14 protein-coding genes are annotated in these 15,239 nt (G+C 34.1%); 5 read left to right on the top strand and 9 right to left on the bottom strand.

Annotated elements, in window-relative coordinates; translation table 11 throughout:
- Positions 1–8 precede the first annotated feature (8 nt).
- Entirely contained in the window at positions 9–1,181 is a 1,173-nt protein-coding gene (locus tag DICTH_RS08565; RefSeq protein ID WP_012548352.1) for a M20 family metallopeptidase, read from the bottom strand.
- Entirely contained in the window at positions 1,178–2,533 is a 1,356-nt protein-coding gene (locus DICTH_RS08560; protein ID WP_012547519.1) for an HD domain-containing phosphohydrolase, read from the bottom strand. The genes DICTH_RS08565 and DICTH_RS08560 overlap by 4 nt, the downstream gene beginning before the upstream one ends.
- Before the next feature lie 87 nt (positions 2,534–2,620).
- On the opposite strand from DICTH_RS08560, the gene DICTH_RS08555 reads away from it, so the two are divergent.
- Both DICTH_RS08555 and DICTH_RS08550 read left to right on the top strand, forming a co-directional pair.
- Positions 2,621–3,856, top strand: a complete 1,236-nt coding sequence (locus DICTH_RS08555; RefSeq protein WP_012547237.1) for a competence/damage-inducible protein A — start codon at positions 2,621–2,623, stop codon at positions 3,854–3,856.
- Positions 3,853–4,869, top strand: coding sequence for a helix-turn-helix transcriptional regulator (locus DICTH_RS08550; RefSeq protein WP_012548260.1), 1,017 nt, complete (start codon positions 3,853–3,855; stop codon positions 4,867–4,869). The genes DICTH_RS08555 and DICTH_RS08550 overlap by 4 nt, the downstream gene beginning before the upstream one ends.
- 24 nt (positions 4,870–4,893) lie before the next feature.
- Here the strand turns inward: DICTH_RS08550 and DICTH_RS08545 are convergent, their stop codons facing one another.
- The 3 genes from DICTH_RS08545 to DICTH_RS08535 are packed head-to-tail and all read right to left on the bottom strand — an operon-like array spanning position 4,894 to position 6,933.
- Positions 4,894–5,676, bottom strand: a complete 783-nt coding sequence (locus DICTH_RS08545; RefSeq protein ID WP_012547756.1) for an ABC transporter permease — start codon at positions 5,674–5,676, stop codon at positions 4,894–4,896.
- A complete protein-coding gene (locus tag DICTH_RS08540) occupies positions 5,676–6,692 on the bottom strand; it encodes an ATP-binding cassette domain-containing protein (RefSeq protein ID WP_012547872.1) in 1,017 nt (338 codons plus the stop codon). Before DICTH_RS08540 ends, DICTH_RS08545 begins: the two co-directional genes overlap by 1 nt.
- Positions 6,679–6,933 (bottom strand): AbrB/MazE/SpoVT family DNA-binding domain-containing protein, encoded by a 255-nt coding sequence (locus DICTH_RS08535; protein ID WP_012547584.1) that lies wholly within the window; start codon positions 6,931–6,933, stop codon positions 6,679–6,681. Before DICTH_RS08535 ends, DICTH_RS08540 begins: the two co-directional genes overlap by 14 nt.
- Before the next feature lie 169 nt (positions 6,934–7,102).
- Here DICTH_RS08535 and DICTH_RS08530 point away from each other — a divergent pair, with 169 nt between their 5' ends.
- The 3 genes from DICTH_RS08530 to DICTH_RS08520 all read left to right on the top strand — a co-directional run bounded on the left by DICTH_RS08530 (position 7,103) and on the right by DICTH_RS08520 (position 10,458).
- Positions 7,103–7,687, top strand: a complete 585-nt coding sequence (locus DICTH_RS08530; RefSeq protein WP_012548666.1) for a TetR/AcrR family transcriptional regulator — start codon at positions 7,103–7,105, stop codon at positions 7,685–7,687.
- 1 nt (position 7,688) lies between these two features.
- The gene (locus tag DICTH_RS08525) at positions 7,689–8,702 is read left to right on the top strand and encodes an NAD-dependent epimerase/dehydratase family protein (RefSeq protein ID WP_012548095.1); all 1,014 of its coding nucleotides are present in this window, start codon (positions 7,689–7,691) and stop codon (positions 8,700–8,702) included.
- A gap of 109 nt (positions 8,703–8,811) precedes the next feature.
- Positions 8,812–10,458 (top strand): Na/Pi cotransporter family protein, encoded by a 1,647-nt coding sequence (locus tag DICTH_RS08520; RefSeq protein ID WP_012548478.1) that lies wholly within the window; start codon positions 8,812–8,814, stop codon positions 10,456–10,458.
- Between the two features lie 14 nt (positions 10,459–10,472).
- On the opposite strand, the gene DICTH_RS08515 is transcribed toward DICTH_RS08520, so the two are convergent.
- The 4 genes from DICTH_RS08515 to DICTH_RS08500 form a co-directional block, all read right to left on the bottom strand.
- Positions 10,473–11,876 carry a mannose-1-phosphate guanylyltransferase/mannose-6-phosphate isomerase gene (locus DICTH_RS08515; protein WP_012548628.1) on the bottom strand — a complete coding sequence of 468 codons (1,404 nt, stop codon included), beginning with the start codon at positions 11,874–11,876 and terminating at the stop codon, positions 10,473–10,475.
- An 87-nt stretch (positions 11,877–11,963) separates the two neighbouring features.
- Positions 11,964–12,995, bottom strand: a complete 1,032-nt coding sequence (locus tag DICTH_RS08510; protein WP_012547738.1) for an L-Ala-D/L-Glu epimerase — start codon at positions 12,993–12,995, stop codon at positions 11,964–11,966.
- Positions 12,988–14,376, bottom strand: coding sequence for a glucose-6-phosphate dehydrogenase (gene zwf / locus DICTH_RS08505; protein ID WP_012547834.1), 1,389 nt, complete (start codon positions 14,374–14,376; stop codon positions 12,988–12,990). Before zwf ends, DICTH_RS08510 begins: the two co-directional genes overlap by 8 nt.
- Positions 14,373–15,239 (bottom strand): hypothetical protein, encoded by an 867-nt coding sequence (locus DICTH_RS08500; protein WP_012547262.1) that lies wholly within the window; start codon positions 15,237–15,239, stop codon positions 14,373–14,375. The genes zwf and DICTH_RS08500 overlap by 4 nt, the downstream gene beginning before the upstream one ends.

Here is a 15,239-nt window from a genome sequence, read left to right as displayed (position 1 = left end):
AAGAAAAATTATAACAGATTTTCTAATACTATTCTAACAAACATTTCTATACCTATGGCCATGGCATTCTCATCAAAATCAAAATAAGGAGAATGATGGGGATGATTTAAGCCCTTCTCTTCATTGCCTGATCCAAGCCAAAACATGGCTCCTGGTCTTTCCTCTAAAAAATAAGAGAAATCTTCTCCTCCCATAGATGGTTTTTCTTCTATTACATTGTCTTTCCCTACTATTTCTTCTGCTATCTTCTTTACAAATTCTGCTTCCTCTTCGTTATTTTTTCCTGGCGGATATCCAAATTGATATTCAAGCTCTACTTTGCCCCTAAAGGCTTCGGCAATGTTTTGGGATATTTTTTCTATCCTTTTTGCCACTGACTCTGCAAGATTTTTATCAAAACTTCTTACAGTTCCTTGTATCTCTGCTTCTTCAGGAATGATATTAAAAGCATTTCCGCTTTGTATCTTACATACACTTAATACAAAAGGTGTGTAAGGATCAATTTCTCTTGCTGGAATTTCCTGTAATGCCTGTACAATATAGGTGGATATAATTAGAGGATCAATGCATTTATCAGGTGCAGATCCATGTCCTCCCTTTCCCTTTACTTTAATAGTGAAGGCATCGGCTTGGGCACAGAAAAGTCCTTTTCTAACGCCAATCTTTCCAATAGGGATATGATTAGCAAGATGGAGGGCATATACTTTGTCCACATAAGGATTTTCTAATATGCCTTCTTTTATCATTGGTTCAGCACCACCTGGAGGTAATTCTTCCGCAGGTTGAAAGGCAAATTTAACGGTTCCTTTTAATTGTTCCTTATACTTTGCCAAAATTTTGGCAGTTCCAAGCAATATGGCAGTGTGGCCATCGTGTCCACAGGCATGCATTATTCCTTTATTTTTTGATTTATAGGGCACATTGTTTAGCTCTTCTAAAGGTAGGGCATCAATGTCCGCTCTAAGGAGTATAGTTTTTCCCTCTTCCTTTCCTCTTAATATACCTAATACACCTGTTTTAGCAATGTTTCTTCTTACCTCAAGCCCTAACTTTTCAAGATAATTTGATATTACTTCTGAGGTTCTATATTCCTGAAATCCCAGTTCTGGATACATATGAAGATCTCTTCTAATATTTATAACTTCAGGCATAATTTCTTTGATATCTTCTTTTATATTCATAGATTAATCCTCCCTTCTTTTATAACTTTTAAGAGTGCATCTACTATATTGGGATCATAAAGAGTGCCTTTATTTTCCTCAAGCTCTTTTATTGCTAAATCCATAGAGAGGGCAGGGCGATAGGGTCTGTGAGAGGTCATAGCTTCAAATACATCTGCCACTCCTATTATTCTTGCTTCTAAAACTATCTCTTCTCCTTTTAAGCCTTTAGGGTATCCAGAGCCATTTATTCTCTCATGATGTTGATATACGATGGGCGCAATATCTTTAACGATTTCAATTTTCTTTAAAAGGTTATAACCTATTTCGGGATGCATGTTGACAAATTTTCTTTCTAATGGAGTTAAAACAGAAGGTTTATTTAATATTTCTGAGGGAATAGCAATTTTACCAATGTCGTGAAGTAAAGAGCTAATAGCTAAAATTCTTATCTTATCTTGAGAGAATCCTAAGGTTTTTCCAATTAGCACCGATATTTTTGCCACTCTTTTTTGATGCCCTGCAGTATAAGAATCTTTCATTTCTACAATATCTGATGCAAGTTTTACAATTTGGTAAAAAGATCTTTTGTATTTTTCTTCGGTAGCTATTCTTTCCTCAAGTTCTCTTTTTAGCTCGTCATAGAGTTTTGCATTTTCTAAAGCTACTCCAAGAAGAGGAAGCATGGAAGATACTTTTTTGATGGTGTCTTCACTAAAACCGTATGGCTTATCAGAATCAAAACTTATTAAGCCTAAGAGTTGATTATTGTATATAATTGGAATCATAAGATGGGATTTTATCCATTGAGTTTCGGGGATAAATACCCAATATGGATATTCATCAGTATTTTCTATTAGTAGAGGTTTTCTGGTATCTATGACAGTTTTTAATGTATAAAGAAAGTTTTTATCTGGCTTAAAATTTTTCATAAAATTTTCTACGTGATATTTTTCGTATCCTCGGAAGGAGAGGTAGTTAAGGGTATCATTTTCTAATAGAGCAATGTTGGCAGAAGTATAAGGAATTATCTTCTCTAATTCTATCAAGATATGGTCTAATAAATCTTTTAGGCTTTTTTGCTCAATCAGAGAGATGGCTAATTCGTTAAATAAATTTAGAGAATTTTTATTCTCTAAAAATTGGTTTATATCTTCAGCTATTATATTAATGAGAAGTTGATCTTCTTTTGAAGTTTCGTGTGTTTCTGGTGATATACTTATCTTATTTTGAGCAAATGATATTTTTAGAGAGAGTTCTTTTAAGATAGATTGAATATGGGCTGTAAAATCTTCTATATTTATGAAGTTTTTCTCTTCTTCTTTTATTTTTCTAATTATCTCTAAATATTTAAAAATTTTTTCTTCCTTCATAAAAAATTTTATATTTTAAACTCTATTTATTAAATGATATCATTTTTATTTAGTTAATACAAAAAGCTTAGAAAGGATGACGGAATAATGAGGTGTGAAATATTATCTGTAGGTACAGAACTTCTTCTTGGAGATATCTTAAATACGAATTCTCAATATTTATCAAGGAGGCTTGCAGAGCTTGGTATTCCTGTTTATTTCCATACTACGGTAGGAGATAATCCTGAAAGATTAAAAAAAGCGTTAGAAATTGCCTTTTCAAGAAGCGATATGGTTATTGCTACAGGGGGGCTTGGCCCCACTCAGGATGATTTAACAAAAGAAGTTTCTGCCGAGTTTTTTAATAAGAAGCTTGTGCTTCACGAAGAATCTCTAAAGAGGATAAAAGAATTTTTTGAAAAAAGAGGACTTGCTTTGACGGAAGGGAATATTAAGCAGGCATATATAGTAGAGGGAAGCAGAGTAATCCCAAATGATTGGGGAACTGCGCCTGGAATTATATTGGAGGAAGGGAATAAGATTTTGATACTTCTTCCTGGTCCTCCTAAGGAAATGATTCCTATGTTTGAAACCTATGTTGTTCCTTATCTTTTGTCCTTTTCTTCTGGAATTATACATTCTCGTGTTCTTAGGGTATGTGGTATTGGAGAAAGTTTTATGGAGGAAAAGGTAAAAGACTTAATAAAGACTCAGACTAATCCTACCATTGCTCCTTATGCAAAAGAGGGAGAGGCAATTTTGAGAGTAACAGCACGTGCTGATACCAAAGAGGAAGCAGAAAAAATGATTGAAAGGGTAGTTGAAGAAATTAGAAAAAGACTTGGGGATTATATCTACGGTGAGGGTGAAACTTCTCTTGAAGAGGTGGTAGTTGATTTGCTCTCCAAAAAGAGCCTTACAATTTCTATTGCAGAGTCTTGCACTGGAGGTCTTATTTCAGCAAGGCTTGTAAATGTCCCAGGGGTTTCGAAATTTTTTAAGGGAAGTTTAGTGGCCTATGATAATGAGATTAAAATCAGAGAATTAAATGTTCCAAGAGAAATTATTGAGAAATATGGTGCTGTAAGTTCCCAATGTGCAATGAAGATGGCAGAGGGTGTGGCCCAAAAAATGGGGACAGATATTGGGCTTTCGGCTACAGGTATTGCAGGCCCTGAAGGTGGTACACCAGAAAAGCCGGTTGGCCTTGTTTATATAGGGCTTTACATAAGGGGAGAATTATCATATAAAGAATTAAGACTAAGTGGAGACAGAAATAGAATTAGATTATACACTACCATAAATGCCTTAGACTTTCTGAGAAGGGGGCTTTTAAACCTATGAGTAAAACTATGAGCAGTAACAGAAAGCTTGCCTTTAGAAAGATGTTTCCAAGGATATATAGGATTTTCTCTTTGATTAAAGATAATAAATATATTAGCTTAGAAGAGATAACAAGAATTATAAGTAGGGAATTTGGAAACACCAGTGTTAGGACTATAAAAAGGGATATAAGAACTTTGAGAGATGACTTTAGGATGCCTATTGCCTATAGTAAAGCTAAAGGGGGTTATTATCTTTATTCAAAGGCTGAATTCCCCTTTCCTAAGCTTACGGAAGGAGAGGTTTTATCTCTTTTAATTACCGCAACTATTTTACATCAGTTTAAAGGTACAGATCTGGAAAAGGATTTTGAAGGTTTAAAGGATAAGTTGGAACTATTTCTTAGAGATGCTAATGTTATTCCGGCAGAAGCAATAGAGAATGCCTTATCTATTCCCTTTGCTTTTATAAAGCCAAAGGTGGATGTAAGGGATAAATTTGTGAAAATATTAAAAGCAATAAGGGATAAAAAAAGCATTATAATAGAGTATCATTCTTTTTCTTCTGATCAGGTTGCAGAAAGGAGAGTTGATCCTTATCATCTCTATAACTTTGAAGGAGTCTGGTATTTTTGTGGGTATTGCCATTTGAGAAAGGAGATAAGAGATTTTGCTCTTGATAGGATAAAGAGTATAAGGGAGACAAGTTATGAGTTTAAAAAACCAAGAGATTTTGATGTTTATGAGTATATAAAGTCTGCTTTTAGGATAAACAAGGGAGATGTAGAGAAAATAAGGATAAAGTTTGATCCATATCAGGCTCGCTGGATAAAGGAAAGGATTTGGCATGAGACTCAAAGCATAGAAGAGCTTCCCGATGGAAGTATAATTTATGAAATTGTTGCTAACAGAGATGAGATTAAAAGATGGGTTATGGGATATGGAAAGCATGCCGAAGTTTTAGAGCCAGAATCCTTGAGGAATGAGATTAGAGAGGAAATAAAGAAGTTAGGAGAAATATATAAGGTTTTATAAAAAAGGAGGGGAAAATTCCCCTCCTTATGCAATACTTCTTTTGAATTCGTGCCTTGCGATAAAGAGCATTAACATTGCAAGGAAAAGTATATATAAAAATCCTTTTATGAGATCTCCTGTTTCCCATCCACTTATTACAAGGGTTCTTAATGGATTTACCACATAGGTTATAGGATTCCATCTTGCGATGGTAGCTAACCAATCGGGCATGACGTTTATTGGGAACATAGCACTGCTGGAAAACATTAGAGGCATTGTAAGAAAGTTTATTACAGCAGTCAAAACTTCCATAGTTTTAATTCTTGAAGCTATAGCTATGGAGAATCCTGCCATAGTGAAATTAAAACATGCTGCTAAGAGGATTATTATAATTATGCCTGGAATCCCTGTGGCAAATTCTACTCCAAAAAGGGATGCAATTATGATTATGATAAGAGCCTGAAATGCTCCTTGTATTGCTGTAGCAAGCATCTTCCCAAGGGGTATTGCTGTTCTTGAAATAGGGGCTGCAAGCATCTTGTTTAAATATCCCCATCTTCTATCCCATACTACTGAGATTCCCCCAAAAATGCCACCAAAAAGGGAGGTCATAACGATTATTCCAGGGGTCATAAAGGAAAGATAACTTGCTCCACCAAAGGCTTGTCTTCCAAAGGGATTGTCAGTAAGTTTTGACATCACATTTCCCATAAGGGCAAGCCAAACTAAAGGTTGGAATATGGATACTAAGATCCTTACTTTTTGATCCATCCAATGTTTTAGCTCTCTCCACATTACAGAATAAGTATCATACATTAGTGTCCTCATTATCTCGTCCTCCTTACTAATCTTCTTATTCTCATGGCATCTTCTTTTGATCCTTCTTCATCTCTAAATTCTCTACCTGTATAGGCAAGATAAACATCATAAAGAGATGGTTTTTTCATAGTTATGGATGAAATATTAATATTAGATTCGTAAGCAATAGAAAATATTACTGGTATAAGTTTTTCTGCATTAGAGGCAACAATAGTATACCTTCCATCTTGGGAGGTTATATTTTTAACTTGCTCAAGATTTTTGACTTTTTCAAGAAATTGAGAGATTTGTTCTGGACTATCATTAGAGATTCTTAGGGAGATGAGATCTCCCCCTATGGAATCTTTTAATCTTCTTGGAGTATCAAGAGCTTTTATCTCTCCCTTGTCTATTATGGCAATACGATCACACAATGAGTCTGCCTCTTCCATATAATGGGTTGTTAAAAATATAGTCATACCATTTTCTTTTCTTATTTTTTGTACATACTCCCATATATCTTGTCTTGTTTGGACATCAAGTCCAAGGGTAGGCTCATCAAGGAAGAGAATTTTTGGTCTGTGAATAAGCCCCATAGCTATATCAAGCCTTTTTCTCATTCCCCCTGAATATGTTTCTGCTTTGTCCTTTGCTCTTTCATAGAGCCTTAATAGTTTTAATAGTTCTTCAGATCTTTGTTTGATCACATCCTTAGGCAGGTGATAGAACCTTCCTTGAAGATACATATTTTCCCATCCTGTGAGGGTATCATCTACTGTAAGATCTTGGGATACATAACCTATAACTCTTCTAACTTCATTGGGTTGATGAACTATATCATATCCTAAGATCTTTGCTGTACCTCTTGTAGGCCCTAATAGAGTTGTTAACATCATTATAGTGGTACTTTTTCCTGCACCGTTGGGACCAAGAAATCCAAAAATTTCTCCCTCTTCTACCTCGAAGGATATCCCTTTTACTGCTTCTATGCTTCCAAAGGGTGTATAATAAGTTTTTGCCAGATCCTTTACTTCAATTACCTTCATCTTTTTCTACCTCCTTAATACTGGATATAAATTTTTCTAATTCTGAAAGTTCTTTGGTAAGTTCTGAGAACATTTCTAATAGAGAGTCAGATTTTACAAGCATTAAAGTATTTTTAGGGCCAAAACTCATAACAATTAATTTATCTCCTGGCTTTAAACCCAAATCCTCTCTTGCCTCCTGAGGAATAACAATCTGTCCTCTTTCACTTAAGGTAGCTATTCCATAGATTTTCCTTTTCATTTACTTAAATTACCTCCTTAATCATACTTTTCATATTAGTATTATTAATCAAAAATTTATGAAAGTAAAGATTTTTATGTGAAGTTTTATTTAAAAAATGTGGTTTAAGACAAAAATTTTTGTTATAATATTTCCATACCGACTGGTTGGTATGTAAGGAGGTTAGATAGTGGAACTTGATACAAAAAGTAGGTTATTGCTTAGTGGAGAAAAACTTTTTTCTCAGAAAGGATATGATGCCACAAGTATATCGGATATATGTGAGATGGCTGGGGTAAGCAAAGGTGCATTTTTTCATTATTTTCCTAATAAAGAGGTCTTTTTTCTTGAGATCTTAGATCGTTGGCTTTCTGATCTTTCTGTAAAGATTGACCAATATCTAATAGATACTGAAAATATTTCTTCAGGAATAATGAAGATGTCTGAGCTATTTGGGGATATATTTAAGGAGTCGAAGGAGAAATTTTTCTTGTTTTTAGAATTCTTAAGGCAAGGCATAAAGGATGAGGAGATACTTAAAAAACTTAGAGATTATTTTAGAAAATATAAAGAATATTTCACTCTTTTAATTGAAAAAGGTATAAAGGAAGGAAATTTTAAAGATATGGATCCTAATATAGTCTCTCGTATTCTGATTTCTTTCTCTATTGGAACTATTCTTCAGCAGATCTTTGATGAAGATGAGAATTGGGAGAAGGTTGGAAGAGAAGGTATTAAGTTAATTATTTCAGGTGTAGAAAAAGGAGGTTTTTAATATGAGAGTTTTAGTTACAGGTGCCTTTGGAAATATAGGACAGAGTGCTATTTATGAGTTAATTAATCAGGGGGATAAAGTAAGATGTTTTGATATAAAGACTAAGAAAAATGTAAAGATTTTTAAAAGATTGAAGAAGTTATATGGGGATAGTATTGAGGTGTTTTGGGGAAATATTACTAATATAGAAGATATTAAAAAAGCCCTTGAAGATCAAGATGTGGTTGTTCATCTTGCCTTTATTATTCCTAAACTTTCTGCAACAGGCCTTGAATCTGAAAATGTCCCAGATATAGCATACAAAGTTAATGTAATAGGTACAAAAAATTTGATAAAAGCCATGGAAGAATTACCTTCACCTAAGAAGCTTATCTTTACATCTTCAGTACATGTTTTTGGATTAACTCAGCATTTGGAGCCTCCAAGAAAAGTGAGTGATCCTGTAAATCCTCCAGAGCACTATTCTCGACATAAGGTAGAATGTGAGAATTTAATAAAAAACTCAAATTTAACTTGGTGTATATACAGACTTGCAGCATCGCTTCCTGTGAATTTAAAGCTTGATAAGGGAATGTTTGATGTACCATTAAGTAATAGAATGGAATATGTACATACTAAGGATGTAGGCTATGCCATTGCAAAGGGAGTAAGAAGCGAGGATATATGGGGTAGGATTCTTCTTATAGGTGGTGGCCCAAGATGTTGGTATTACTATAGGGATATATTAGAGAAGGTCCTTGAAGGAATTGGAGTTGGAATGCTTCCTGAAGAGGCTTTTTCAAATGTACCTTTTGCCACTGATTGGATGGATACTACAGAAAGCGAAGAATTGCTTCATTATCAAAGAAGAACTATTGAGGATTATGTGGAAGATGTAAAAAGGGCTTTAGGATATAAGATATTTTTTATAAAGCTCTTCAGGCCTACTGTTAGATATATTCTCTTGAAAAGATCTCCCTATTACAATCGAAAGTATGTACCTCTTAAAGTGTTGTGGGAAGGTTATAGATTGTAAAGGTTAAAAGAATATTAAATTAGATTAAAAATAGATTAAAAATAAAGGAAGGTGATTTATTAATGGTATAATAGCTTTGGTACTAAATCTAATAAAGGGAGACTGAGATATGAGTGGTTTTCCTTTAACTTACAAAGAAGTAGGCCTCCTTTTGGGTGGATTGAGCCTTTTCCTCTACGGTATCCTCCAGATGAGCTCAGGTCTTGAAAAGGCAGTTGGGTCAAAACTCCGTTCTATCTTTGAGAGATTAAACTCTTCTCCTTTTAGGGGACTTGTTATTGGTACTCTTGTAACGGCTATAGTACAAAGTAGTAGTGCAGTTACGGTTTTGACTGTAGCCTTTGTAAATGCAGGACTTTTAAGCTTGGAAGGTGCTCTTGGTATCATATTTGGAGCGAATATAGGAACAACCATAACTGCTCAATTGGTTGCTTTTAAACTAACTGATGTTGCTCCATACTTTTTATTTTTAGGTTTTATTTTACTTTTTGCAGGGAAGAGAAAGTATATAAAAAGTGTGGGAGAAGCTATAATTGGTTTTGGTATGATCTTTATGGGTATTTCTTTAATGGACTCTTCTTTACATGCTTTAAGGAGCTGGGAGCCTTTTCATAATGCAATAATCTCTATGGGCAAATATCCTATCTTAGGGATACTTACGGGAGCAGGTATTACTGCAATTATTCAAAGTAGTAGTGTTACTACAAGTATTGTTGTGGCTCTTGCGTCAAAGGGAGCTATTGATTTGGCATCTGCTGTGCCTGTAATATTAGGTGCAAATATTGGCACCTGTGTTACTGCGCTTCTTGCCTCTATTGGGACTAGTCTTTCTGCAAAGAGGGCTGCTCTTGCTCATTTGTTTTTTAACGTTATAGGAGTAATTCTGATCTTTCCATTTTTGAGGGGTTTTGAAAGAATTGTTTCTCTTACCTCTTCCGATGTGGCAAGGCAGGTTGCTAATGCTCATACCCTTTTTAATGTAACCTGGGCATTCATATGGATCTTCTTTACAAAGCAATATGCAAGTATTATAAGGAGAATCCTGCCTGGAGAAGAGAAAATTTATAGAAGAGAGGCTTCTTTTCTTAAGCCTCAACTTTTAAATACTCCTTCTGCAGCTCTTGAGGCTGCTAAGAATGAGCTGATTAGAATGTGTGATCTTGTGGATGAGATGTATAAACTCACTATGGACTCTTTATTTCAAAATAGTGCTCAGCATTACAAGGATATATTAACCATTGAGGATATAACTGATGGATTGAAGGCTTCTTTAATAAATTATCTCACTCAACTTTCCACCGATTCTTTGTCTGAGGGAGAAGCAAAAGAGCTCAATGCTATATTGAGGGCAGTTGATGATGTGGAGAGAATTGCTGATCATCTTACCAATGTTATGGAGAAAGTTGAGGCTAAGAATTCTGAGAGAATTGAGTTTACTGAGTATGCTTGGAAGGATTTAGATGAATTAAGAAAACTTATCCATGATAATATTAGAGATTCCTTTGAAATGATAAAAAATAGTACTGCTGATCATCTTGATGCAGTTCTCCAAAGGGAGGAAAGGATTGATTATAAAGTGAGGGCTTCAAAAGAGGGGCATATAGAGAGAATGAAAAAAGGTATTTGTAATCCTATAGCAGGCTTAATTTTTAGTGATCTTCTTATAGATCTTGAAAGAATAGGCGATCATTGTGTAAATATTGCTCAAGAGTTTTATGAAGTGAATACAAAAAGAGAAAAGGCTTTGTTAAGGTAGGGAGTTCTTTCTCCCTACCTTAATTTTTCTTCTAACTCTTCCTCATCTTTTGTAAAGATTTCGATATCATCTTCACTTAAGATTTCACCACTTTGAATTTCAATGATCTCTAAGGGTGTGTCTCCAGCATTCTTTAACTGATGGGGTTTTCCTTTTGGTACAAATATACTTTCTCCTTCATATACGTAATATTTGCGATTTTCAATTTCTGCTTCAGCAACACCCTTTAGTACTATCCAGTGTTCTGTTCTATTTCTATGAAGATGGCAAGTGAGAGAAGCACCCTCTTTTATGGTAAGCTTTCTTATTATGTAATCTCCATTTTTTTCTAGGAGTTTATACATACCCCATGGTCTATAAACTTCTGTGTGGTAAATTATCTCGTTTCTTCTTTCACTTTCAAGAATTTCAAGAAGTTTCTTCACTTCCTGCCCACTTCCCCTTTTACTTATGAGTATAGCATCGTCCGTTTCTACCACAATAGCATCTTCAATTCCTATGGTTCCAATGAGTCTTTTATTACTGAATATAAGAGAGTTTTTTGTATTTATTGCGTACACATCTCCCAATAAAACATTGCCGTTGGGGTCTTTTTCTTTAACTTCATAGAAAGAATCCCAAGAGCCAAGATCACTCCAAGTAAGTTCCATAGGAACCACAGCAACCTTATCAGATTTTTCAGCAATAGCATAATCTATAGATATGGATGGTATTTTGTGGAAGTTTTCTAAGACCTCTTTATAACTTCTTTTCGTAATTAGTGTGTATATTTCTTCTTGGTATTTTTCAAATTCTTCTAACATTACCGAAATTTTAAACCCAAAAATTCCTGCATTCCAAAAATAATTTCCTTCCTGAAGGAATTTTTCTGCAAGCTCTAAAGAGGGTTTTTCTATAAATTTTTCAACTTTATAGAAATCTCCCATATTTTCTCCTGCTTTAATATATCCGTATCCCGTCTCAGGTTTTGTAGGTTTTATTCCAAAGGTAGTAATAAAGTCTGACCTAATAGCAGAAAGTCCCTTATTGAGATATTCAATAAATTTTTCTTGAGGTTCTATAAGATGATCTGAGGGAAAAATGAAAACTTCCTCATCACTTGTTCCTTTAATCCTTTCTAAGATATATTTTAGGGAGAGGGCTACTGCAGGTGCTGTATTTTTTCCTACTGGCTCCAGAAGAATATTATTGCTCATACTCTTTGAAAATTTATCAGTAATACTTTTTACAAAATAGAAGTATTCTTTGTTGGTTATTGTTAAAATATCCTCTGGTTTAAAAAATCCTATAAGTCTTTCATAAGTCCCTTCTAATAAAGATTTGTCTGGCAATAATTTTATAAATTGTTTTGAAAATTTTTCTCTGGAAAGAGGCCAAAGTCTTGTTCCTTTTCCTCCAGCAAGTACTATTGCTTTCATTGTTTCACCCCCTTCTATGAGTTTTGTTTTGAAACGCTATATATATTATAACATAATATATATTAATCTTAATTGTTTGTTGCCTACTCAATTAGGGATATAATATGGAATTTTTATCCTGTATTTGCCTCTAAACTTATCTTCTTTTATCATTAAAGCACTGTCTAAGTCATGAAATTCGAAAACTCCAAGACCTGCTGAAAAGTGTATGCTTTGGTTTATTCCAAGGCTCGATTCTCCCATACATCCTATCATAAGTTTTATATTGGCAGTATTTGCCAGCTCTACCATAGATAGAGCATCAGAGATACCACATTTCATAAGTTTTATGTTTATATAATCTACAGCTTCCATTTTTATGGCTCTTAATGCATCATATCTATTTTTTATGCTCTCATCACCAGCTATGGGAAAGGCAGAATTGAATCTTACATATTTTAACCCTTCTAAGTCATGGGCTGAGACTGGTTGTTCTAATAAAGCAATATCTATGCCTCTTTTGTATAGTTCCTTAGTAAAGATTAAAGCTTGTTTGGGAGTATAAGCAGTGTTTGCATCTACAATATAAGTTGCGCCTTTTGTTCTTTTGGCTATTTCCTCCATAGCTTCTATATCTTCATATAGGTTCAACCCAACTTTTATCTTTATCACTCGGAAACCTTCTTTAAAGATTTCTTCTGCTTCTTTGACCCTTTCCTCTATACTTCCAACACTTACAGTTTTGTCTGTTTCTATCTCTTCCTTTCCTCCGCCTAATATTTGATACACTGGTAACTTTATCTCTTCACTTAAGGCATCAAGAATTGCATACTGTAAGGCTGTCTTTAAGCTTGGAAAGGCAAAAAATTTGTCTATTAATTCAAAAAGTCGCCTAAAATTTTTTGTATCTTTTCCTTTTAACAGTTCATTAATAGGGCTTTCTAAGGGTATAAGAGCTTCTATTCTTTCCCCTGTTACTCTAAAGGATGGAGTTGCTTCTCCAAACCCTACGTATCCCTCCTCAGTTTCTAATATTACTTCTAAATTATTAGTGGACAAAGATGTTCCAGGAGCTATACGAAAAGGCTTTATATATTCATAGGAATTTACTTTAAAGGAGATCTTTTTTATCTTACTCATCTATATATCTCCATTCTCTTCCATCTCTTCTGATTAATTCTTCTGCCTCTTTAGGCCCCCAAGATCCCTGAGGATATATGGGTATATTAGGATCTTCTTTCCAGAAATCTAATATTGGTTGGACAATTTCCCATGATTTTTCTATCTCATCTTCTCTTATGAAGAGGCTTTGATCTCCTTCAATGATATCTATAAATAATGTTTCATAAGCCTCTATATTAGGGCCTGTCCATTCCATTTTTGTAGATACTGGGCAAGATAACATGTTTCCTCCTAAGGGACGTAATTGAAAGTTTAATATAATTTTGTTTTCGGGAGCAATTTTAAACCCTATTGTATCTTCTTGAGGCATGCAGTCGAGAATTTTAGAAAATAATCCTGGTATTTTTTTGAAAACAATTATTACTGAGGTTTCTTTTCTTTTTAATTTTTTCCCTGTTCTGAGATAGAAAGGCACACCATCCCACCTTAGGTTTTCTATGAAGAATTTTACTGCTGCGTAAGTCTCTGTATTTGATTGGGATATCCCCTCATCTTTTAAATAGCCTTCGTATTGTCCTCTTACGGCATAGAGGGGTACCTCTTCTGCTTTTATTTCTCTTATACTTTTTAGAACTTTTACTTTTTCATCTCTTATCTCTTTTTCTTTAATACAACAAGGGGGCTCCATGGCTACGATTGATAATATTTGAATTAGGTGATTTTGAATCATATCTCTCAAGGCTCCTACTTTATCATAATATCCAAGCCTTCCTTCTACTCCTATATCTTCCAGAGCTGAAATTTGAATATGATCAATAAAATTCCTGTTCCATATACCTTCAAAAATAATATTTGAGAATCTAAGTCCAAAAATATTTTGTACAGTTTCTTTTCCTAAAAAGTGATCAATACGATAGATTTCTTCTTCTTTAAAATAATCTTTTATTAATCTGTTAAGTTTTTGAGCTGAGTAGAGATCATATCCAAAGGGTTTTTCTATAACAATTTTTCTCTTGTTGGGGAAGGCTTTTAAAAAGTCTCCCAAATTTTTTATTATAGTTTCAAAGGTAGTAGGAGGTGTGGCTAAGTAAAATATAAATTCCTCCTCTTTAAAATTGGATAGTATGTTTTTGAGATTGTTATATTCCTCCTCTTTTTCTAAATCAAATCTTACAAAATCAAATAAGGAAAAGAAATTTTCATCGTGAGTTTTTATAGAGTTCTCTAATATCTTAAGAAATTCTTCTTTCCCTATATTAGGTCTTCTTCCTGTAGAGATTATTTTTGTACAGTTTAGTAACCTGTATTTCTTAAATAAGCTATATAGTACTGGATATATCTTATTTTTAGCTAAGTCACCTAATCCTCCAAAAAGTATAATTATAAATTTGTTGTTCATAGATATTTCCTAATCTCTTCTCCTTTTTTTGGATCTACTTTATGGGGTAAAAGTATCCACTCTTCATCATGTATATAAGAAATTCCTGGATTGAAGGTATAAATTGGACTTAGAGTCTCTAATTCACAGAAATTCTCTGAAGTGTAGACTTGTATAGCACAATTATCATCGGGATATAAAGCTCCTTCTATGAAGTTGAATTTCTTGATAAAGGTGTAGTTTTCGGTAGTAACTCCTACAAAACCTTCATATCCTGTAGTTCCGACCTTTCCTGTTTCTCCAGAGGGATAAATTAAGAATAAGTCATCTTCAGGCACAAACTGAGAACTTTTTACGTCGGTAGTGGCTTCTCCTGCCCACCTTTGCCAATAGACTATCTTTTTGAGTTTCCAATCCCCTGTAGTTCCCCAAGGTAAAAAGATGATTCCTTTTTTAGGAGGAATACATGTTAATGCCCATATGGCACCTTGATAGAGTAGGTTTCCTTTATTTACAAGGACATGCCTTACTACAAATCTACCATTTCTTTGTAAAATTGTTAAAGTCTTCTCTATTTCTGTTACAGGATCGTAGGATGTAAAACTGATTTTGTCTTTTTCTTCAACTACCTTGCAGGGGCTGTTGTCAACAGAATAAGTAAACTTAGTTTCAGGAGATACCCAGAATCTGTGTCCACCATAAAGTTTCATTTCTCCTATAGCTAATTTTTCTTCTGCATCATGAAATAGTACATTTTCACCCTTTTCAAAGCCAAAGAAGATTATCCTTGGCCCTACATCTGCTGTAACTATCATTTTCATCCCATTTAAAGTAATCTCATAGCAAAGTTCTCTCTTACCAAAACTCACTTTTTTCCATTCCAT

The organism is Dictyoglomus thermophilum H-6-12, assembly GCF_000020965.1.
GTDB lineage: Bacteria > Dictyoglomota > Dictyoglomia > Dictyoglomales > Dictyoglomaceae > Dictyoglomus > Dictyoglomus thermophilum.
This window is presented reverse-complemented; position numbering and strand designations above follow the sequence as displayed.